The 20,909-nt window shown below is 59.9% G+C and carries 20 protein-coding genes; 7 read left to right on the top strand and 13 right to left on the bottom strand.

Annotated elements, in window-relative coordinates:
• The first annotated feature begins 313 nt into the window (after positions 1-313).
• The 3 genes from accB (at position 314) to aat (ending at position 3,017) form a co-directional block, all read left to right on the top strand.
• Positions 314-808 (top strand): acetyl-CoA carboxylase biotin carboxyl carrier protein, encoded by a 495-nt coding sequence (gene accB, locus HCZ30_RS02840; RefSeq protein WP_167636242.1) that lies wholly within the window; start codon positions 314-316, stop codon positions 806-808.
• 10 nt (positions 809-818) lie between these two features.
• A complete protein-coding gene (gene accC / locus HCZ30_RS02835; protein ID WP_167636241.1) occupies positions 819-2,165 on the top strand; it encodes an acetyl-CoA carboxylase biotin carboxylase subunit in 1,347 nt (448 codons plus the stop codon).
• A gap of 201 nt (positions 2,166-2,366) precedes the next feature.
• Entirely contained in the window at positions 2,367-3,017 is a 651-nt protein-coding gene (gene aat / locus HCZ30_RS02830) for a leucyl/phenylalanyl-tRNA--protein transferase (RefSeq protein ID WP_167636240.1), read from the top strand.
• On the opposite strand, the gene HCZ30_RS02825 is transcribed toward aat, so the two are convergent.
• From HCZ30_RS02825 to HCZ30_RS02765, 13 genes are all read right to left on the bottom strand, one after another.
• Positions 2,981-3,340 (bottom strand): DUF2155 domain-containing protein, encoded by a 360-nt coding sequence (locus HCZ30_RS02825; protein WP_167636239.1) that lies wholly within the window; start codon positions 3,338-3,340, stop codon positions 2,981-2,983. The two genes, aat and HCZ30_RS02825, sit on opposite strands and share 37 nt — an antisense overlap.
• On the bottom strand, positions 3,340-3,795 hold the full coding sequence (gene mlaD / locus HCZ30_RS02820; protein ID WP_167636238.1) for an outer membrane lipid asymmetry maintenance protein MlaD: 456 nt from the start codon (positions 3,793-3,795) through the stop codon (positions 3,340-3,342). The genes HCZ30_RS02825 and mlaD overlap by 1 nt, the downstream gene beginning before the upstream one ends.
• A gap of 15 nt (positions 3,796-3,810) precedes the next feature.
• A complete protein-coding gene (locus HCZ30_RS02815) occupies positions 3,811-4,194 on the bottom strand; it encodes an NADH:ubiquinone oxidoreductase subunit NDUFA12 (RefSeq protein WP_167636237.1) in 384 nt (127 codons plus the stop codon).
• Between the two features lie 82 nt (positions 4,195-4,276).
• The gene (locus HCZ30_RS02810) at positions 4,277-4,636 is read right to left on the bottom strand and encodes a RidA family protein (RefSeq protein WP_167636236.1); all 360 of its coding nucleotides are present in this window, start codon (positions 4,634-4,636) and stop codon (positions 4,277-4,279) included.
• 104 nt (positions 4,637-4,740) lie between these two features.
• The gene (gene clpX, locus HCZ30_RS02805; RefSeq protein ID WP_167636235.1) at positions 4,741-6,009 is read right to left on the bottom strand and encodes an ATP-dependent Clp protease ATP-binding subunit ClpX; all 1,269 of its coding nucleotides are present in this window, start codon (positions 6,007-6,009) and stop codon (positions 4,741-4,743) included.
• 113 nt (positions 6,010-6,122) lie between these two features.
• Positions 6,123-6,743: an ATP-dependent Clp protease proteolytic subunit gene (locus HCZ30_RS02800; RefSeq protein ID WP_167636234.1), complete on the bottom strand. Its 621-nt coding sequence runs from the start codon at positions 6,741-6,743 to the stop codon at positions 6,123-6,125.
• A 212-nt stretch (positions 6,744-6,955) separates the two neighbouring features.
• Positions 6,956-8,125 (bottom strand): HlyD family efflux transporter periplasmic adaptor subunit, encoded by a 1,170-nt coding sequence (locus HCZ30_RS02795; RefSeq protein WP_167636233.1) that lies wholly within the window; start codon positions 8,123-8,125, stop codon positions 6,956-6,958.
• Positions 8,122-10,383, bottom strand: coding sequence for an ATP-binding cassette domain-containing protein (locus tag HCZ30_RS02790; RefSeq protein WP_167636232.1), 2,262 nt, complete (start codon positions 10,381-10,383; stop codon positions 8,122-8,124). Before HCZ30_RS02790 ends, HCZ30_RS02795 begins: the two co-directional genes overlap by 4 nt.
• Entirely contained in the window at positions 10,380-11,687 is a 1,308-nt protein-coding gene (locus tag HCZ30_RS02785) for a TolC family protein (protein WP_167636231.1), read from the bottom strand. The genes HCZ30_RS02790 and HCZ30_RS02785 overlap by 4 nt, the downstream gene beginning before the upstream one ends.
• Positions 11,688-11,750: 63 nt before the next feature.
• On the bottom strand, positions 11,751-14,375 hold the full coding sequence (locus HCZ30_RS02780; protein ID WP_167636230.1) for a hypothetical protein: 2,625 nt from the start codon (positions 14,373-14,375) through the stop codon (positions 11,751-11,753).
• A 96-nt stretch (positions 14,376-14,471) separates the two neighbouring features.
• Positions 14,472-15,344: a YihY/virulence factor BrkB family protein gene (locus tag HCZ30_RS02775; protein WP_167636229.1), complete on the bottom strand. Its 873-nt coding sequence runs from the start codon at positions 15,342-15,344 to the stop codon at positions 14,472-14,474.
• A 58-nt stretch (positions 15,345-15,402) separates the two neighbouring features.
• Complete coding sequence (locus HCZ30_RS02770) at positions 15,403-16,620, bottom strand: ROK family transcriptional regulator (protein WP_167636228.1); 1,218 nt, start codon at positions 16,618-16,620, stop codon at positions 15,403-15,405.
• A 24-nt stretch (positions 16,621-16,644) separates the two neighbouring features.
• Positions 16,645-17,070, bottom strand: a complete 426-nt coding sequence (locus HCZ30_RS02765; protein WP_167636227.1) for an RbsD/FucU family protein — start codon at positions 17,068-17,070, stop codon at positions 16,645-16,647.
• Between the two features lie 179 nt (positions 17,071-17,249).
• On the opposite strand from HCZ30_RS02765, the gene HCZ30_RS02760 reads away from it, so the two are divergent.
• The 4 genes from HCZ30_RS02760 (at position 17,250) to HCZ30_RS02745 (ending at position 20,895) form a co-directional block, all read left to right on the top strand.
• Positions 17,250-18,266: a sugar ABC transporter substrate-binding protein gene (locus HCZ30_RS02760; RefSeq protein WP_167636226.1), complete on the top strand. Its 1,017-nt coding sequence runs from the start codon at positions 17,250-17,252 to the stop codon at positions 18,264-18,266.
• Between the two features lie 97 nt (positions 18,267-18,363).
• The gene (locus tag HCZ30_RS02755) at positions 18,364-19,467 is read left to right on the top strand and encodes an ABC transporter permease subunit (protein ID WP_167636225.1); all 1,104 of its coding nucleotides are present in this window, start codon (positions 18,364-18,366) and stop codon (positions 19,465-19,467) included.
• Positions 19,467-20,243 (top strand): ATP-binding cassette domain-containing protein, encoded by a 777-nt coding sequence (locus tag HCZ30_RS02750; RefSeq protein ID WP_167636224.1) that lies wholly within the window; start codon positions 19,467-19,469, stop codon positions 20,241-20,243. Before HCZ30_RS02755 ends, HCZ30_RS02750 begins: the two co-directional genes overlap by 1 nt.
• 10 nt (positions 20,244-20,253) lie before the next feature.
• Positions 20,254-20,895, top strand: coding sequence for a sugar transporter (locus tag HCZ30_RS02745; RefSeq protein ID WP_167636223.1), 642 nt, complete (start codon positions 20,254-20,256; stop codon positions 20,893-20,895).
• Positions 20,896-20,909: the final 14 nt, after the last annotated feature.

Below are 20,909 nucleotides of genomic sequence, written 5' to 3'. Positions count from 1 at the left end.
GCCCCCGGCCTGCCGAAAACCCGCTCCGGCAAGATCATGCGCCGCATCCTGCGCAAAATCGCCGAAAACGACACCGGAGCACTGGGGGATACCTCCACGCTGGCCGACCCGTCGGTCGTGGATGATCTTATTGCGAACTCGGTTCATAACCAGAAATAATCTTGCGGGCCCGACTTGACAGTCGGGCCCTTTTCCCGTCCGCGATCACAAAAGCGGTACACGGTCCTTTGCAGCCCCTTTTCATTGGCGTATAAGCCTGATCCAATTGCTGCCCTTAGGGCATCTAGGATTTATGGCTAAAGCCGAGGAAAAAATGAGCAACCAAACCAACCACGACAGCGACGTCAGCTTTATTCAGGCACTGGCGGAACTGCTGCGCTCCAACGATCTGACCGAACTCGAGGTCAAGCGTGAATACGGCGAGAACGACCGTCTGAACGTCCGTGTGAGCCGTCAGACCCAGGTTGTTGCCAATGTCACCGCTGCCGCTCCGGCTCCGGCTGCTGCCCCCGCACCGGCTGCTGCCGCTGCACCCGCCGCTCCGGCTGCGTCGAATGACGATCCGTCGAGCCACCCGGGCTGCGTTACCTCACCGATGGTCGGCACCGCTTATCTGGCCGCCGAGCCGGGCGCTGCTGCGTTCGTCACCGTTGGCGCTCAGGTCAAAGAGGGCGACACGCTCTGCATCGTTGAAGCGATGAAGACCATGAACCAGATCCCGTCGCCGAAATCCGGCACCGTGAAGCGTATCCTGGTCGAAGACGGCTCGCCCGTCGAATTCGGCGCTCCGCTCGTCATCATCGAATAAGGGCCTGCCCATGTTCGACAAAATCCTCATCGCGAACCGCGGCGAAATCGCCCTTCGCGTCGTCCGTGCCTGCCGCGAGATGGGCATCAAATCGGTTGCGGTCCACTCCACCGCTGACGCCGACGCGATGCATGTCCGTATGGCAGACGAAGCCATCTGCATCGGCCCTGCCCCCTCGGGTCAGTCCTACCTGAACTTCCCCGCCATTATTTCGGCGTGCGAAATCTCGGGCGCGCAGGCGATCCATCCGTGTTACGGCTTCCTTTCCGAAAACGCCAACTTCGTTCAGGTGGTCGAAGATCACGGCCTGACCTTCATCGGTCCGTCGGCTGCCCACATCCGCATGATGGGCGACAAGATCACCGCGAAAGAAACCGCGAAGAACCTCGGCATTCCGTGCGTTCCGGGTTCTGACGGCGGCGTTCCCGACATCGAAAGCGCCCGAAAGGCCGCTGCCGATATGGGCTATCCGGTCATCATCAAAGCGACCGCCGGTGGCGGTGGCCGCGGTATGAAGGTTGCCAAGGACGAGAAGGAACTCGAAACCGCGTTCCGTACCGCCCGTTCGGAAGCCAAAGCCGCATTCGGTAACGACGAAGTCTACATGGAGAAGTACCTCCAGAAGCCGCGTCACATCGAAATTCAGGTCTTCGGCGACGGTCAGGGCAACGGCGTTCACCTCGGTGAGCGTGACTGTTCGCTCCAGCGTCGCCACCAGAAGGTGCTGGAAGAGGCCCCCGGCCCCTGCATCACCGAAGAAGAGCGTGCACGCATCGGCAAAATCTGCGCTGACGCGATTGCAGAGATGAAGTACTCCGGCGCGGGTACCATCGAATTCCTCTACGAGGATGGCGAGTTCTATTTCATCGAGATGAACACCCGCCTTCAGGTGGAACACCCCGTGACCGAAGCGATCTTCGGTGTGGACCTCGTGCGCGAACAGATCAACGTTGCCGCCGGTAACACCCTGTCGTTCACGCAGGACGATCTGCACATTCGCGGCCACGCGATCGAAGTCCGCATCAACGCCGAGCGTCTGCCGAACTTTGCCCCCTGCCCCGGCAAGATCACGCAGTACCACGCGCCCGGCGGACTTGGTGTACGAATGGATTCGGCGCTCTATCAGGGCTATTCGATCCCGCCGTACTACGACAGCCTCATCGGCAAGCTCATCGTTCACGGTGCCGACCGTCAGGAAGCGCTGTCGCGTCTCTACCGTGCGCTCGGCGAACTGATCGTTGATGGCATCGAAACCACCACACCGCTGTTCGACGCACTGCTCGCCGAACCGGATATCCAAGCCGGTAACTACAACATCCACTGGCTGGAAAAGTGGCTGGAAAAGAACCTCGGCTAAAAGACATGCCCCTGCCATCGGCGGGGGCATTCTTCCAATGGCAGAACAATTGGCTTGAACCTACGCTTTTGGCGCAAAAAGATGCTTCAGGCCGCAGGTAACGCCATACACACGCGGATGTGTTGATACTTAAGGGCACTGGCGTTTTTTTCAGATCGCCTCAAACTTGTATCATCAGACATTGCTAGTCATTTACATCTGATGCGTGACCAGACCCCACCACTGACTCCGGAACTGCTGCTCCATGCCTATGCGAGCGGTGTTTTTCCCATGTCCGAATCCAAGGACGATCCGGAAGTTTTCTGGGTCGACCCGAAACGTCGTGGAATCATACCGCTGGACAGCTTCCACATATCGCGCTCACTCGCCCGCTCCATGCGCCGTTACGGCTATCACGTGACGTTCGACACGGCTTTCTACGAGGTCGTGCAGGGCTGCGCCGACCGTGACGAGACTTGGATCAGCGAGACGATCTTTCGCCTCTACGGCCAGCTCCACGAGGCTGGAGTGGCGCACTCGGTCGAGGTTTGGGAAGGCGACGCGCTTGTCGGCGGCTGCTACGGCGTTGCGCTCGGTGGCGCGTTCTTTGGCGAGAGCATGTTCTCGCGCCGCACCGATACGTCAAAGATGGCACTGGCGTGGATGGTGGACCGCCTGAACCAAGGCGGCTTCACGCTGTTCGACACGCAGTTCCTGACACCCCACCTCGCCACGCTGGGCGCAATCGAGGTGTCACGCGCGCACTATCGCGGGCTCCTTGCGGTAGCCCTCGAAATAGATGGGGATTTTGACAGAGCGGAAACGGTCCCGAGCGCTCAGGAATTATTGCAGCGCAACATCCAGACATCGTAACGCGGGTGGTCCATCGCGTTGAGCGCAGGGGCTGACGCTATCATCCAGCCTTGGAACGCGGGCTTCTGGTCGTCGCGATACAGTACCGTGAGGTAGCCAAATGCGTTGCCCGACGGGTTATCGATCGGATAGCGGCAATCGCCCATCGTCACGCCAAGCAGCCCCACGCGGCCTTCCTGTCCAACCTGCAATTCGAGGTCGGTCACAACGCCGGTGATCTTGTCCAGCACGCGGACGGAGCCGCCGCCCGCTTCTGCGACATGCTCGGCCGCGGCCATGGTTCCGGCCACGCAGGCCAGTGCGATTGCGATACGACGCAGCATTAGTTGCTCGAGCTCCCACCATCACCAGCCACGTATTGAAGCAGCAGGTTCATCAAACTGACCGAACCTTGGGTATCCAAGATTTCCTGGCCCGGTTCGTAGTTATCGTAGGACGCACCCGGCAGGATTTCCACGTAGTTGCCGCCAAGTAAACCTTCGGACGCAACGACCGCAGTGCTGTCGTTCGGGACCGGAATGCCATCCTGAACCATCAGGGTGGCGGTGGCGCGGAACATCTCGGTATCGAGAGCGAGGTCGGAAACGGAGCCGATCTTGACGCCGACCATACGCACGTCAGTGCCGACGGTAACGCCTTCGACCGAGCGAAAGCTCGCGGTCAGCGGGTAGCTGGACGCCCCGCCCATGCCCGCAAATTGCGAGGCGTAAAACAAAAATCCGACGGCCGCCGCAATAACGACGCCGCCGACAACAGCTTCACCAGTGTGATTGCTCATAGCAGAATGCAGCCCTTACTCGGGCTGCCATGCCTCGTAGTCCGAGCGCTCGGCGGGCTGGACACGGCGGATCGAACCGACCGGAGCGTAAGCATTCGGCGTACCGGTCAGGTTTTCCTGGTGCGGTTTTTCCCATGCCTTGTGGGCCAGCGGGTCGAGTGACGGCGGCTTGTCCCAAGTGCGGTGCAGCCAGCCATGCCATTCCGGCGCGATGCGGCTACCTTCGACTTCGCCATTGTAGATGACCCAACGACGGGAATCATCCTTGTTGCGATAGAAGATATTGCCCTGCTCGTCCTCACCGACTTTGACGCCGTGGCGCCAAGTAAACAGCTGGGTGCCAATAGTTTGGCTGTCCCACCAAGTGAGTGCGCGAAGAACTGTTCTCAGAACGCCCATGATCGGCTCCCTTAAATCGTCTTTGGCGTTATGGCGGAAAGACCGGCAAACGTCCAGTGCCGCACGCCGGTCCACGCCGCTTTTAGCCAGCCAGTGCAGTCACTTCGATCTCGATGCGGAACTTCGGATCGATAAGGTTCGCCTCGATCATCGTCGCAGCCGGCGGGTTGGCACCGAAAGCTTCACGCAGAACCGGCCAGCAGGGCTCGAATTCTGCGGCGTCCGGCAGGTAGTAGGTCACGCGGACGGTCTTCGACAGGTCGCTGCCCGCCTCGGTCAGAGCGTTGGAGATCGTGGTGAGGGCAGCCTTGCACTGCTCAACAACGTCGTCGCCCTGCCCTACGGTACCCGCAACATGGACGAAACCGCCCGCAACGACGGCACGGCAGTAGCCGATCTTTTCTTCGAACGGGCTGCCGGTGAAAACGCGCTTCATGGTCATGGAAAATCCTCCGAAAGTCGATTTGCCGTTACGACCAAAGGCAGGACCGCGCAAGAGACTTCGGAGGCGGAAATGAAAAAGGCCTCCCGAAGGAGGCCTGTCTCTTAGCCAGCAGTTGCGGGCTCTTTTTCTTTCTTGCCGTCGGAGAAGATCATCAGCGGCTTGGCACCGGGGCCAACAGCCTCTTCGTTGACGACGACTTCTTCGACATTCTCCATGCCCGGCAGTTCGAACATGGTTTCCAGCAGGATGTCTTCGAGGATCGAACGCAGACCACGTGCACCGGTCTTACGCTCGATGGCCTTCTTGGCGATGGCGAGCAGCGCATCTTCGGTGAAGGTCAGCTGGACGTTTTCGATGTCGAAAAGCTTCTGGTACTGCTTGACCAGCGCGTTCTTGGGCTGGGTCAGAATGATCACGAGCGCATCCGCGTCGAGGTCGGTCAGGGTCGCGAGGACCGGCAGACGACCGACGAATTCGGGGATGAGGCCGAACTTCAGCAGATCTTCGGGTTCGAGTTCTTTGAAGATCTCACCAATGCCGCGCGAGTCGTCCTCGCGGACGTCAGCGCCAAAGCCCATCGCGGTGCCCTTGTTGCGCTGCGCGATAATCCGGTCGAGGCCCGCGAACGCGCCACCACAAATGAACAGGATGTTCGTGGTGTCGACCTGCAGGAATTCCTGCTGCGGGTGCTTGCGGCCACCTTGCGGCGGAACCGAAGCAACGGTGCCTTCCATGATCTTCAGCAGAGCCTGCTGTACGCCTTCGCCCGAAACGTCACGGGTGATCGACGGGTTGTCCGACTTACGGGTGATCTTGTCGACTTCATCGATGTAGACGATGCCGCGCTGAGCACGCTCGACGTTGTATTCCGAAGCCTGCAACAGCTTGAGGATGATGTTCTCGACGTCTTCGCCCACGTAACCGGCTTCGGTCAGCGTGGTTGCGTCAGCCATCGTGAACGGCACGTCGAGGATACGGGCGAGCGTCTGGGCAAGCAGGGTCTTACCGCAACCGGTCGGGCCGATCAGCAGGATGTTCGACTTCGCCAGTTCGATCTCGCCTTTGCCGGTGTGATGCAGGCGTTTGTAGTGATTGTGGACCGCAACCGAGAGAACGCGCTTCGCATGTTCCTGACCGATCACGTAGTCATCCAGCACGTTGCAGATATCACGCGGGGTCGGAACGCCTTCGCTGGCCTTCAGGCCCGCCGACTTCGTTTCCTCGCGGATGATGTCCATGCACAGTTCTACGCATTCATCGCATATGAATACGGTCGGTCCTGCGATCAGCTTGCGGACCTCGTGCTGGCTCTTGCCGCAGAAGCTGCAATAAAGGGTGTTTTTGCTGTCGCCGCCGGTGTTATTCGCCATACTGGTCCCCTGGACGGATGTCCTTAGTAGTGTGCTTGGTGCTGCCCTCACACTAACAGTAGGGCAGCAACCAGTCCTTCACAACGCATAAAACGTCAGTTTCACGCGAGCGTTTACTCCGCCGCGTCAGGGCGGTTTTCGAGAATCTCGTCGATGTGACCCCAGTCCTTTGCCTCTTGCGGCGACATGAAGTTATCGCGTTCCAGAGCGCGCTCGACCTCTTCGTAGGTCTGACCGCAGTGGTGGACATAGAGCTTGTAAAGCTGCTCGCGAACCTTCTGGGTTTCGCGCGCATGGATCATGATATCGGTTGCCTGACCCTGATAACCACCCGACGGCTGGTGAACCATGATACGGGCGTTCGGCAGGGCAAAGCGCATACCTTTTTCGCCAGCCATCGACAGAACCGAGCCCATCGACGCAGCCTGACCGACAACGAGAGTCGAAACCTTCGGACGGATATACTGCATAGTGTCGTAGATCGACAGACCGGCAGTCACAACGCCGCCCGGGCTGTTGATGTACATGCTGATTTCCTTCTTCGGGTTTTCCGATTCAAGGAACAGCAGCTGGGCAACGATCAGCTGGGCCATACCGTCATGGACGGGGCCGTTGACGAAAATGATGCGCTCTTTCAGGAGGCGCGAGAAGATGTCGTACGCGCGTTCGCCACGAGCGGTCTGTTCGACCACCATAGGAACGAGGTTGTTATAAATCTCGACCGGATCTTGCATGTTATTCTAGTGCCTCGTCTTGGGACGCGTACGTCGTAATCACAAATGTCTAAGCAAATGTTAGTTGCAGGTTGGCGGACCTTCAAGGCGCGCCCAGCAGACTCGTGACAACTTTACGAAAAAACCGATGCACCTGCGCTGTTCGAAGTTGCCGCGCCAAAGCAAAACAGGGCCTCTCGGCCCTGCTGCAACTTTCGTCGATGACGTGATCGTCAGCGTTCGTGTAGTGCCTCTGATCCGCGATAGAGCGGCTTGGTCAGATATTGCAGGATCGTTTTCTGGCCCGTCTGCAACTCTACCGTAGCCTGCAAGCCCGGACGGATCTCGATCCCGCGCTGGCGGTCGGTCATCGCATCGCGGTCGACGCTGAGTGTCACGCGGTAGTGCGGATCGCCGTCAACGACACGGTCATCTTTGAACGTATCGGCGGACACATACACCACTTCGCCCTTCAGGCTGCCAAAGATCGTGTAATCGTAAGCGGATAGCTTGATCGTCGCCTGCTGCCCTGCCCGCACGTTTGCGATGTCGCGGGGCGGAACGCGGGCTTCAATCATCAGTTCATCATCAAGCGGGATGATCTGGAAAATCTCCTCTCCCGGTCTGATGACGCCGCCGATGGTCGTAACCCCAAGGTTGTTCACAACGCCAAGCATCGGCGCGGTGATCACGGTGCGGTCCAATTGGTCCTGCACGAGCTTGAGGTCCTGCGACAGGGTCGCGATCTGCTGTAGCACCTCTGAGTATTCGTTGGCGCGCGCCAGTTCCGCGCCCGTTACGATGTCATTGTATTTGATCTCGGCGTCGGACTGCTGCTTGCGCGAGCGTGTGACCTCGAACAGGGCGACAATATCGCGGGTGAACATCTCCTCCATCGATTCCAACTCGCGATTGGTTTCGCGAAGGACGTTTGCGGCGCTGTCCACCTTGCTCTGGTAGTCGGCCTGACGCGCAGCGAGCAGCGCCTGTTCGGACGACACCATGTCGGGGTTCTGCTGCGCCAGTTCGGCGGGAACGTCGAACGTCGAAAGGCCCGCTATTTCTGCCTCAAGGCGCAGACGGCGGATTTCGGCGGCGACCACCTGATCGGTGAGGTCTTCGACGCGGGTCTGGAACTGGGTGCCGCGCAGGCGGGCAAGCACTTGGCCGGGTTGGACAGTGTCGCCTTCGCTCACCAGAAGCTCAGCAAGGATGCCGCCTTCGAGGTTCTGAACGATCTGCGGACGCGCACCCGAAACAACGGCTCCGTCGGTACGCACGATCTCGTCCACCCAAGCGAAGCGCGCCCAGACGATGAAAACCAGAACAGTCAGGCCGACGAGCCAGATGATGGCGCTTGAGGAGCGGACGCCCCTGTCGAATTCTGCGTCGATCGTGGTCATTGGGCCTGTCCTCCCTTGGCCTTGCTCAGATGCGCGAGAACCTCGTCACGATTACCGTCCACCGCGAGCTGACCTTTTTGCAGGACAACGGTGCGGTGGGCGAGTTGGAGGATCGGCATACGGTGCGTCGCGATGACGGCGGTCCGGTCTTCGAGCCACGTATCAAGGCGCGCCACCAGCGTGCGTTCGAGCGTCTGGTCCATCGCGGCAGTCGGTTCATCAAGCAGAACGATCTGCGGGTCTTGCAGCCAGATGCGCGCCCAGCCGATGGACTGGCGCTGACCGACCGAAAGCCCCTGCCCGCCATCGGCGATGACCATGTCGAGGCCCTTGGGGTGGCTGCGGACGAACTCGCCCAGACCCGAGAAATCGAGTGCTTCAAGCAAGCGATCCTCGTCGCGTTCCAGCATGGTCATGTTCAGGTTATCGCGGAGCGTACCTGCGAACAGGCGCACGTCCTGCCCCAGATAGCCGATGTTGCGGCGCAGGTCGCGCGGCATCACTTGGGACATATCCACGCCGTCGATCATCACGCGACCGCCGGTCGGCGCAAGAAGGCCGGACAGCAGTTTGAGCAGCGTCGATTTCCCGGAGCCATTCGCGCCGAGGATCGCAACCCTCTGGCCTGCGGGGATCTTGAAGCCGGTCATTCGGACCGCGTTTAGCCCCTCGTCGTCGTACTGATAAACGAGGTCATGCAGTTCGAACTCGCCTTTGAGCGTTTCGCGGCGCAGATAGCTGCGGGTCTCTTCGGTGTCCTGCTGCGCACCGGCAACCGCATCCAGCGCGTCGAGCGCGCTTTTGACGTTCGCCCAACGGGACAACGTGCCGGCAAGCTGCGTGAGGGGACCGAGCGTCCGGCCCGTCAGGATGCCAACCGCGATGATGGTGCCGACGGTATATTCGCCAGCAAAAACAAGGAACGCGCCAAAGACGACGGCGGAGACATAGGTCGCCTGCTGGACCCCTTGGCTCCAGAACGTGAGGGCGGCACCGAGTTTGCGCTGTTCGCTACTGGCGAGCGAGCTGAGCGCCGACAGTTCGGCCCATTGGCGGCGAAAACGATCCTCGCCGCGGGTCGCCTTGATGCTGTCGGTGTCGTAGACGATTTCTTGGAGCAGACGGCTGGAGCGGATGCTCGCACCTTGGGTCTGGCGGGTCAGTTCGACCATTTTGCGCTGCATCAGCAGGCTCGGCAGGATCATCAGAACGCCGCCTGCAACCAGCACCCAGACCACATTGCCACCAATTGAGGCGACGAGCGCGAGGAAGAGAAAAATGAACGGCAGATCCGTCAGCGAGCCGATGGTCGATGCGGTGAAAAACTCACGGATCGCGCTGAAATCGCGCACGGCAGAGAAGGTCTGCGCGGGGCTCATCCCGATACCCGCCTTCATGCCAAGCACTTTGTCGGCCAGCAGGCGCATCACCTTCAGTTCGATCTGGCGACCGGCGCTATCCACAAGGCGCGCGCGGGCGATGCGCAGGAACGCTTCGAGCAGAATGGCAAAACTGGCGCCCATCGCGAGCACCCACAGGGTCGCGGTGGACTGGTTCGGAATAACGCGGTCGTAGACCTGAAGGCTGAAGAGCGCCACGGTCACGGCGAGAAGGTTCGCGACGAACGAGCCGAGCGCGACCTCGAAAATATTGCGGCGGAAGCGGGCCAACTGCCCCCAGAACCAATGCGGCTTCTCGCCCTTTTCCGCGTGGCGGCGGGCCAGTTCGGTGACGGCCACGTCAGAACGGATGATCGCGCCCGCATAAACCGACATGAATTCATCGACCGAGACTTCGGCGCGGTTGCCTTTGCAGGTGACGTCATAAACGAACAGCGTGTTGTCCTGCTGTTCGAGCACCAGAACCACCTGCCCCGATGTCATCTCGGCCAGCGCGGGCCATGCTTCGGGGGTGAGTTTCCTGACCTTGCGGACCGATGTGACCAGCCCCGCGTCGGTCAGCGCGCCTGCGATGGCCTCGGCGCTAATCGTTTCCTGCCCTGCGGCGCCGATGCTTTCCAGCAGATCGGCGCGGATCAGGATAACGCCCAACACGCCGGCGTAAACGGACGCGATGTCGGCGCGGGCGCGGGCTTTGGCGCTGAAACGCTCGTCGTAGTCTTTGTGGTGCGGCTCTTCCTGAACTTCTGGTTCGGGCGCGATCTCGGGGGCAACGTCCGGCTCGGGAACGGCGGCTTTGAGTTTCTTGCCACCCTTCTTTTTGCTGTGCACGTTGAAGGCGATAACCGGTCCACTCATATACTCTCTCCATCAACGAGCGTGCCCAGAAGGGCCGCGATCTGGATTTCGACACGAGCGATTTCGTAGACCACTTCAACAGACTGGCGTTCGGTACGGACCTTGGCTTCAAAGACGTTCACGACATCCATGACCGTCCGCATTCCTGCGTGACGCTGCTCGGCAAAAGTCTCGTAGTTCCGTGCGGTCTGGACTGCCAGTTGCGCAGCTTGCGTCTGGCGGTTCTGGAGCGTGACAAGCTGGACGCGAAGTCCTGCGATGCGGCGCGCCAGTTCCTCGTTGATCCGCTGGGCACGGGCGGTCGCGGCCATTTCTTCGGCCTCGATTGCCTGTATCGCAGCGGAAGAGCCGAGGCCCAATCCGTTCGGAATGAGGACGTTCAAGCCGCCCTCGGTGTCACCATCAGAGGAAACTCCGCCGCTGGCGCTCAGTCCCGGCAGGTATCCGGCACGTTCGTAACGCGCGGAGGCCACCGCCTGATTGCCTTCAGCTTCGGCACGCATGACCGGCAGCGGCACGGCATTGGCCGCCGGAGGAGAAAGAGCGGTCAGCCCGTGGATCCCGTCCACCGGCGTATCCGTCATGGCGTTGAGCTGCGCAAGTGCGGCAGCGGCGGCCTCCCTGTCGGCGGTCAGCTCGGCCCGCATTTCCTGTAACTTGTTGTCAACAAGCTGGAAATCGGCCGGGTTGGACGCGCCTCCCCTCAATCTTTCAGACATGACGTAGACGAAGTATTCCATCCGCTCCATCGCGCGGGCGCTGACCTCCGCTCTGGCACGTTTGGCCTCGGCGGTGAGGTAGAGGTCGAGCGCGTCGGCGACACGTTCGTTGGTATCTTCGGCTAACGTCACAGCGGCTACTTCGACTTCCGCTTGCGCGTAGTCGCGTTCGGCACGCTTGCGGCCATTGTCGAACAGAACCTGCTCGACAACCATTCCGGCGACGAGGTCGCCCAGAGACGAAAGAGACACTTGCGGACCAACCGACGGGAGCCAGTTTTTGGACTTGGCTTCCGCCCGCAATTGCGCCGCGCGCAGCTCGGCTTCAGCCGCGCGGGAGTTGGAGGCGAGCACTGCCGACGCAATGTCGGCCAGCGGCCCTTCGGGCAATACGGACCTGCGGTTCAGCAAATCCGTAATAATGCGCGATTGGGAGCCGTCGATCATCTCCGGAGACAAGGCCGCCGTCTGGGACGGCTGTCCCTCTGGCACTCCCGACTGCCCACCGAACCAGCTACAGCCCGATAGGCTGATGGCACAGGTGACGCAGACCAGAAGTGTGGCTGCTGTCTTGAATCCGGTCACATGCTCCTCCGAGTACGAAATCGCAGAGGTTGCGGGCCGACAGAACGCCGGCCCGAGACCCTATCAGATGACGACGTTAATATCGTCCTGGATAAGCAGCGTACTGCTGTCGCCCAACTCGTACTCAGTGAAACTCTTCTGGTCTACGACCGCAGTTTGACCAGTGGCCACTGCGCCCGAGATACTCAAGGTATCATCGGTATCACCAAAGATGGTAAGCGTATTGTCCTCGCCGGTGAGGCGAACGACATCCGTGCCCGTCATGGTGAGCGTCGCGTTGTCAGCGAACTGGAGGTCGATCGAGGTCAGATCGAATTGCTCCAGTCCCGGATTGTCCAGATCGATCGTATTGTTGCCGTTGACCGATTTGACGAACAGACCCGCACCGACGTTGCCCGCCGCGTCTTCGGCTTGCAGCACGAGCTGCGCGCCATCCGCAATCGGCGTGGTCGGGATCAGGTCGATCTCGTCATAGCGGGCGTCGTACTCGTCCTCGATCTCCAGTTTGGTGACCGTGCCGGTGTCGTCCAGCTCGTAGATCTGGAGCGTATCGGGCTGGTTCAGAACACCGACCGAACGCAGGTAGTTACGGTCCTGATCAGCCGAGTTCACAATCGGCGTATCCGGCGCGATTGTGTCCACGGTGATGTCTTCGGAGACAGTGCCGACGTTGCCGTTCTTGTCAGTCGCGACCACCGTGACTTCGGTGTCGTATTCGCCGGTGCGCACTTCGTCCGCATCGTATTCGACAGTCCAGGTGGTGCCGTCAACAACCGCATCCTTGGTGATGCCGTCGAAGGTCACTTGAACGGTGGAGCCTTCTTCGACTTCGCCGGAGATGACGATGCCGTCGGCACGCTCTTCGGCGTTGATGATGTTGTCGCCTTCGACCGGATCAATCGCCAGTGGATCGACGATGGTGTCGATTTCGATGGTTTCCTTCAGCTGCGCGGTGTTGCCCGCAGGGTCGGTCGCGTCAACGGTCAGATCGGCGGTGATGCCCTGCCCCGTCGGCAGCGTGCCAGCAGGGAAAGTCACAGACCACGTTCCGTCTGTCGACGTGGTGGTCAGCGTTTCGCCGCCAAGCGTGACGTTGACGGTCGAGCCTACGTCCACAAGGCCGGTCACAACGATTGCGCCGCTCTGCTCGTCCGCATTGACGATGCCGTCGCCGCCGACCGGACCGTTGTCGTGGGTCAGCTCGATGACGGTGTCATAGTCGAGGTCGGTCGAGGTCGAAGCGGTGTTGCCCGCTGCGTCTTCGGCGGTCGCGTTGACTTTGACGTTGCCTTCACCGTCGGGCAGTTCGCTGGTGGTGTAAGATACCGACCAGTTGCCATCCGCATCGGCGGTGGTGGTCTTGGTCACGTTGGTCTGGCCATCCGCGGTCGACGACAGGGTCATTGCGTTAGACGAGGTCGGGTTCAGAATGACGGTCACGGTCGCGCCTGCTTCGGCAGTACCGGTCACGACAGCGCCGCCCGATGCTTCGGCTGCGTTCAAAACGTCGTCTGCGCCTGCTTCGATGGCGTCGATGGTGATGAAGGTGCTGCTGTCTACGACGAACGAGCCGGTGATGACTTCAACGTTGTCGAAAGAGTCGACAGCGGTCACGGTGACGGACTCGGTGTAGTTGCCGTAGTTCACAACGCCATCCGGCAGGTCCAGCGACCAAGTGGTGCCGGTGACGGTCGCATCATACTCGGTGCCGTCGATGTTCACGGTCACGGTCGAGTTCGCTTCGACTTTACCAGTAAGCGTGATGCCCGCTCCGACTTCGGCTTCGTTGACGAAGTCGTCGCCGGTCACTGCATCGAGGGTGACGGTCAGTTCGGTATCGACAATGACTTTACCGGAGTCGGCATCGGTAAGAACGTCGCCGTTATCGTTGGTCACTTCGATAATGGCCGAAATGGTTTCGGTGTATGTGCCTTCGGGAATGTCGCCGCCGTCATAGGTGACAGACCAGTCGCCGTTCGCATCGACAGTGGCGGTCTTTTCGACGCCATCAATGTTTACGGTGACGGTACCGCCGACAGTACCAGTGCCGAAAACTTCGAAGCCGTCGGGGTAGGACTCTTCGTTGATAACGATGTAGGGCTCGGATTTGATGCTGGCGTCGAGCTGAACATCGACACCCTCATCGCCGTCACCATCGCCTCCGCCGCCACCGCCGCCGTTCAGCAGACCGGCGCCGAGAAGCGCGAGACCGAGGCCCAGAGCCGGACCGGCTGCACCGCCGAGGCCGCCGAGGAGCGGCGCGTCGAGCATGTCGACGACGTCAGCGTCATAGGGGGCGATAACTTGCGGCGAACCGACGAAGAACAGATCGCTGTCGGGGTTGGTTTTCCCGAACGGATCGCTCTCGACATAGGTCGCCCAGATGTAGCCGTCGGAGCCCTCTGCAAAGACGACATCCTGCAGAATACTGCCGGAAGAAATATAGAGATCGGCGCGTTCGACACCTGCGGGGGTAAAGTATCCCTCAATCGCGATGACGCGGCCGTCGATCAGCTCGATATTCAGCGTCTGGCCGTCGCGCGTGTACTTGCTGATCTGCGCCGAAGCCAGATTCAGCGACACGTCCTCGCCAGCCGCGACAGAAATGACCGATGCCATGCCGTCTCCGGACACGACTCCACTGCGGATGCCCGAACCATTTCGGACAACGTAATTAACACCTGACATTGTACTACTCCACCTCACAAAATTCCGGCGTTAAGCCTGTTGCCGGATTGATTTTTTTCTTTGTGGATAAGTGAAATGTATCCTTTTGGCTAGTGATTATGTCCCCGAGGTGGCTTTTTTGCGGCGCCCGATTTTCGAGACTTCGAGTTCTTCGATTCCGGATCTGAGCCACGCAATATTGAGCGCAGCCCCAAGAAGTATCAAAAACGACGATATATAGAGCCACATAAGCATCGCGACCACAGCACCTAGTGATCCATAGACCTCATTGTAGCGCCCGAAGTTCGCGAGGTAGAAAGAGAAGCCCCAAGAGGCCAGAAGCCAAAATACAACAGTCAGAACAGCCCCTGGAGTGAGCCAACCCACGCGAAAACGGCGTGTTGTGTTCGGACCGAATCGGTAGAGAATGCTGAGTGCCGCCAAAAGTACGAATAAAGCAACCCCCCATCTTATCAGAGCGATAGTAAAACCCCATTGTCTCGCGTAGGGGATGAAATTCAGGACAATCGGCACCACCACGACCAGCGCCAAGGCGATTAGCGCAACCGCAAGTAGGGAAACCGTCAGCATGATGGATGCCAGAATGGCCCAGAGACCAGTGCGCGGCGGCACGCCTTGTATCGCGTTCAGCCCGCGGATGAGTGAGGCGACCCCTGCCCTCGCCGACCATGTGGCCAGCCCGACAGACACCACTGTGGTCCAGCCCAGCGCGGTATCTTCCGCAGCGAGCAGCGAGTTAATCTGTTTCTGGAAGATGTCGAAGACATCCGACGGGATTACGCCGTGCAACAGCTGGAGCTGATCGTTGATGACCGACGGGTCAGCAATCAGGCCGAAGATCGCGATGGACGCAGCCACGGCGGGAAATATCGAAAACATCCCGTAAAACGCGATGCCAGCGGCGACCATATCAAGGCCACTTTCGATGTAGATTTCGACCAACTCCTTGGCCAGTTTCTTGAGATGCATTCTCATACCTGTCGCTTCCAGCCTTCAAACTGGCTCGACTCCGTCAGGTATCAAGCGATCAGCCTTGTGCAAACCCCGCATGGGTATTCAGCAGGAATTGCGAGAACATCGGAGCGGACGCTGCGCCCAGCGCGCGGGCGTTACGCCCGATTGTTCCACCTTCGAGCTTCGGAATGATGAGGCCGCGATGATCGAGGCTCGACATGATGCTGCGCGTCCGTTCGACCATCCGTTTGCGGACGGCCTCAGGAAACGCACCGTCCAGAAGGATGGTGTCGAAATCGACCACGGCGCAGACGGTCAGACAGGCCTGCGCCAACTGGGCGGACGTGCGTTCGATCCAATCATCAAGGACGTCGGAAAAGTCGCTCCATTCCTGAGGCTGCACCCAAAGCCGACTAGGATCGACACCCGCACGGGCAAGATCGGCTTCTAATAGATAGAGCGACGCCGCATCGACCAACTGGCAAGCAGTACCATCCGCGCGCCGGGCGGGGAGCGAGCCGAACGAGCCCGCGTTGCCGAGCGCGCCGTCGAAGACAGTGTCATTCAGAACGATGCCGCCGCCGACGAACGAGCCGATATAGAAGTAGCCGAAGCTGCCAAGCTCCCTGCCCCGCCCATAGATATGCTCCGCACGGCAGGCGGCGGTGGCGTCATTGTCTACGTAAACCGGCAGATGGGTGAACTGGGCGATTTCGTCTTCGAAGTTGAGCAACTTCCAGCGGGCAATCTCGCCTTCGGGCGCGCCGATGGATTCGTGCCAGCTCCAGATTTCATACGGCTTGGCGATCCCGATACCCGCGATGCGGCCGAATTCTTCCTTGGTCAATTCGCGCTTGATGGTCGCGATGCCGTCCTTGAGGAAATCGACAATCGCTTCGGGCATCGGGTAGCGGTAGGCCGCATGGAGCTGGATACGCGGCTGACCCATAAGATCCGCTAATACCAGATCAGCGGTACGGCGGCCGATCTTGAGGCCGATGGCAAACGCGCCGTCGGGGTTCACACTCATGGGCACAGACGGTTTGCCGACCTTGCCGCGCACGGGATCGCCGCGCAGCAGTAGGCCGTCCTGTTCGAGCCGCCGCATGATCACAGAGACTGTCTGCGCAGACAAACCGGCAAGGCGTGCAACATCGCTGCCCGCCATCGCGCCTTGTCTGTGCAGCATGGAAAGAACCAGCCGTTCGTTATAGGCCCTTAGACCCGACTGGTTTGTCCCGCGCGGGTTGGCCGCTCTGCCGCCGCGCCATTCTGTAATTTGCTCTTCCATTGCCCGCTGCCACGTTCATCCGGTTCAGGGCCAGATGATACCTTTTCTTAATATCACGTTGGCATATAGAGCAGGCTCCATCGTCGCGACAACCGTGTGTGCTTCTTTCACGCGAGAATACAAATGATCGCCGTCGATGGCCTCCACCTGAATATCGGGTGTCATTTCCGCAAAAACGGCTTCGATCTCGTCGTGCACCTTGGCGCGCCGAGTCGGGTCGTTGTTTTCCGACGACCGGAATGCGGGCTGAACCACATGGTCCAGCGGCATGACCGTCAGGATCGCCCTTAGCGTGTCACAAAGGTTTGCACCATCCACGCGCACCAGCCTTTTTGCATGGGCCAGTGACGGGTAGTTACCATCCACGATTGCAATCTCGTCTCCGTGTCCCATCGCGCGCAGCGTGTACAACAGATCGGGCCCCAGTAAGGCCGGAATACCTATAAGCATAGCTTTTCCCTTGTCTCCTCCGCCCCCAGCCTCACTCTCACGGCGCTCCGATGTCAATAAATAAATCAGACTGATTTAAATATTGACGGCGCCCGACGAATCGTCCTTGATAAAGGTGTTCAAAGTGAAACTGCTGCGGATCAGGCTTGAGGAATGCCCCGCAGCATTGGGAGGAAAACATGAAAAAACTTCTTGCTGGGTCCGCACTGGCCCTCGTTGCTATGGCTGGCGCTGCTTCGGCTGATGACCACACCACCGCGTGCCTGATCACCAAGACCGATACCAACCCGTTCTTCGTGAAGATGCGCGAAGGTGCGACTGCCAAGGCTGAAGAGCTCGGCATCAACCTGCTGACCTTCGCTGGTAAGGTCGACGGCGACCACGAAACCCAGGTTGCTGCTATCGAAACCTGCATCGCCGAAGGCGCATCGGGTATCCTGCTGACCGCTTCGGACACCAGCGCAATCGTGAACTCGGTCGAAATGGCTCGTGAAAACGGCCTGCTCGTCATCGCTCTCGACACCCCGCTGAGCCCGATCGACGCTGCTGACGCAACCTTCGCAACCGACAACTTCCTTGCTGGCGAACTGATCGGTCAGTGGGCTGCCGGTGCACTGGGTGACGACGCAGCCAACGCCAAGATCGCAATGCTCGACCTCGCCGTTTCGCAGCCGACCGTTGGCGTTCTGCGCGACCAAGGCTTCCTTCAGGGCTTCGGCATCGACCTCGGCGACCCGAACAAGTGGGGCGACGAAGAAGATGACCGTATCGTCGGCAACGAAGTCACCGCAGGTAACGAAGAAGGCGGCCGCAAGGCTATGGAAGCCCTTCTCGCTGTCGAGCCGATGATCAACGTTGTCTACACCATCAACGAACCGGCTGCTGCCGGCGCTTACGAAGCTCTGAAGTCGATCGGCCGTGAAAACGACGTCCTGATCGTTTCGGTCGACGGCGGCTGCCCGGGCATCCAGAACGTTGCTGACGGCGTGATCGGCGCGACCTCGCAGCAGTACCCGCTGCTGATGGCTTCGCTCGGCATCGAAGCGATTGCCCAGTACGCAGCTGACGGCACCCTGCCGCAGCCGACCGAAGGCAAGGACTTCTTCGACACCGGCGTGGCTCTGGTCACCGACAAGGCAGTTGACGGCGTCGACTCGATCTCGGTCGCCGAAGGCACCGACCTCTGCTGGGGCTAATAGCCAATTTAACAAATCTTCGAGGGGCGGGCTTCGGCCTGCCCCTTTTCTCTAGAAGAAACGCATAACGTTTCTTGGGATATCTCTGGAGGGCACCGTGTCAGGAACGGAAAATTACGAAAGCGCGGCCAATAGGGCAGATGCCGTCGCTGCGTTCGAGGACAATCACAAATCTGCATTCCAGCGTTTCCAGCACCGGCTCCACGTGACGCCGTCGCTCGTTCCGCTGATCGTGCTTATCGCCTCGCTCATCATCTTTGCTGTTGCCATCGACGGGACCGCAATTCTTGGCGCTCTGGGAATTGGTGAAGGGGATCGCTTCCGCTTCTTCTCGCCGTTCTCGATGACACTCATTCTCCAGCAGATCCAGATCGTCGGCATCGTCGGCGCAGCGCAATCGCTGGTCATCCTGACCGCGGGCATCGACCTTTCGGTCGGCGCAATCATGGTGCTGTCCTCGGTCGTCATGGGCCAGTTTGCGTTCCGCTACGGCCTGCCGCCCGAAATCGCAGTTGTCTGCGGCCTGCTCTGCGGTTCGATCTGCGGCTTCATCAACGGCTTCCTCGTCGCTGTCGTCAAACTGCCACCGTTCATTGTGACGCTCGGCATGTGGCAGATCGTTCTGGCAACCAACTTCCTGTACTCGGCTAACGAAACCATCCGCAGCCAGGAAATCGAAGCCAGCGCACCGCTGCTCCAGTTCTTCGGCAACAGTTTCCGCGTGGGAGGAGCGGTCTTCACGTACGGTGTGGTCTTCATGATCCTGCTCGTCATCATCCTCGCCTACGTGCTGCGCCAGACCGCTTACGGCCGCCACATCTATGCGGTGGGCGACGACATCGAAGCGGCAGAGCTTTCGGGCGTGAACACCCGCAACACCCTCATCTCGGTCTACATGCTGTCGGGCCTCATCTGTGCCTTCGCAGGCTGGGCGCTCATCGGCCGTATCGGTTCGGTTTCGCCGACCTCGGGCCAGCTGGCAAACATCGACTCCATCACCGCTGTGGTGATCGGCGGCATCTCCCTCTTCGGTGGACGCGGCTCGATCCTCGGCATGATCTTCGGCGCGATCATCGTGGGTGTGTTCACCCTCGGCCTGCGCCTGCTGGGTGCTGACGCCCAGTGGACTTACCTGCTCATCGGCGCGCTCATCATCGGCGCTGTGGCTGTGGACCAGTGGATCAGAAAGGCGACTGCATAATGGAACCGATCCTTCACGCAAAGAACCTCGTCAAGCGCTACGGCAAAGTGGTCGCGATGGACCACTGCGACTTCGAACTCTATCCGGGTGAGATCCTCGCGGTCATCGGCGACAACGGCGCAGGTAAATCGACGCTCATCAAAGCGCTGTCGGGCGCGGTGACGCCCGACGAGGGCGAGATCTACCTCGACGGTAAGCGCGTCCAGTTCGGCAGCCCGAACGAGGCCCGCGAAGCCGGCATCGAAACGGTGTACCAGCAGCTGGCAATGTCCCCTGCCCTGTCCATTGCGGACAACATGTTCATGGGCCGCGAACTGCGTAAGCCGGGCATCATGGGCAGCGTGTTCCGCCAGCTCGACCACAAGCGGATGGAAGACTTCGCCCGTCAGAAGCTGAACGATCTGGGCCTGATGACGATCCAGAACATCAATCAGGCGGTGGAGACCCTTTCGGGCGGTCAGCGTCAGGGCGTAGCCGTGGCCCGCGCGGCTGCATTCGGATCGCGCGTCATTATCCTCGACGAGCCGACCGCTGCGCTGGGTGTGAAGGAAAGCCGCCGCGTTCTGGAACTGATCCAGGACGTCAAATCGCGCGGCATTCCGATCATCCTGATCAGCCACAACATGCCGCACGTCTTTGAACTGGCGGACCGCATTCACGTTCACAGATTGGGTAAACGTTTGTGCGTAATTGATCCGAAAAACCATACCATGTCTGACGCAGTCGCGTATATGACTGGAGCCAAAGAGCCCGAAACGGAGCTCACACCGGCATAAGGAAAGAGCAATGCAGGACCTTACCAATCGATCCAATTTGGTCCTCGAAGCGATCGAAAAAGCCCGTGAAGGCAAGGAGCGTATCCTTGTTGCCCTCACGGGCGCCCCCGCCAGCGGCAAGTCCACCCTTTCGGAAGAACTTCTGCGGCGTCTGACCCTCAGCAAAATTCCGGCGGCAGTCGTCCCGATGGACGGCTTCCACCTCGACAACGCGATCCTCGACGAAATGGGGATGCGTCCGCGCAAAGGCGCGCCAGAGACGTTCGACGCCCAAGGCTTCATCGAGATGATCCGCCGTCTGCGTGCAGGCGGACAGGTGTTCCATCCCACCTTCGACCGCACACGCGACCTGTCCATCGCAGGATCGGGCTATGTGCCGGCGAATTGTCAGGTCGTGATCGTCGAGGGTAATTACCTCATGTTCGACGAGGCACCGTGGCGCGATCTGGCGGACCTGTGGGACCTCACCATCCGCTGGGACGTTCCCCTGCCTGAACTGCGCGCCCGCCTCTTGCAGCGTTGGCTTTCACTTAACCACTCGCGGGCGAATGCCCTGCGCCGTGCAGAGAGCAATGATGTGCCTAACGCAATCCGTGTGATTGAACGTGCTTTGCCGTGTGACATCACACTGGATGGTGTGAACGGCAACTAAATAGTCTATTCTTT

Source organism: Marivivens donghaensis (assembly GCF_011806565.1).
Lineage (GTDB): Bacteria > Pseudomonadota > Alphaproteobacteria > Rhodobacterales > Rhodobacteraceae > Marivivens > Marivivens donghaensis_A.
The sequence above is the reverse complement of the archived record's forward strand: the minus strand, read 5'-3'. Positions and strand labels throughout refer to the sequence as shown.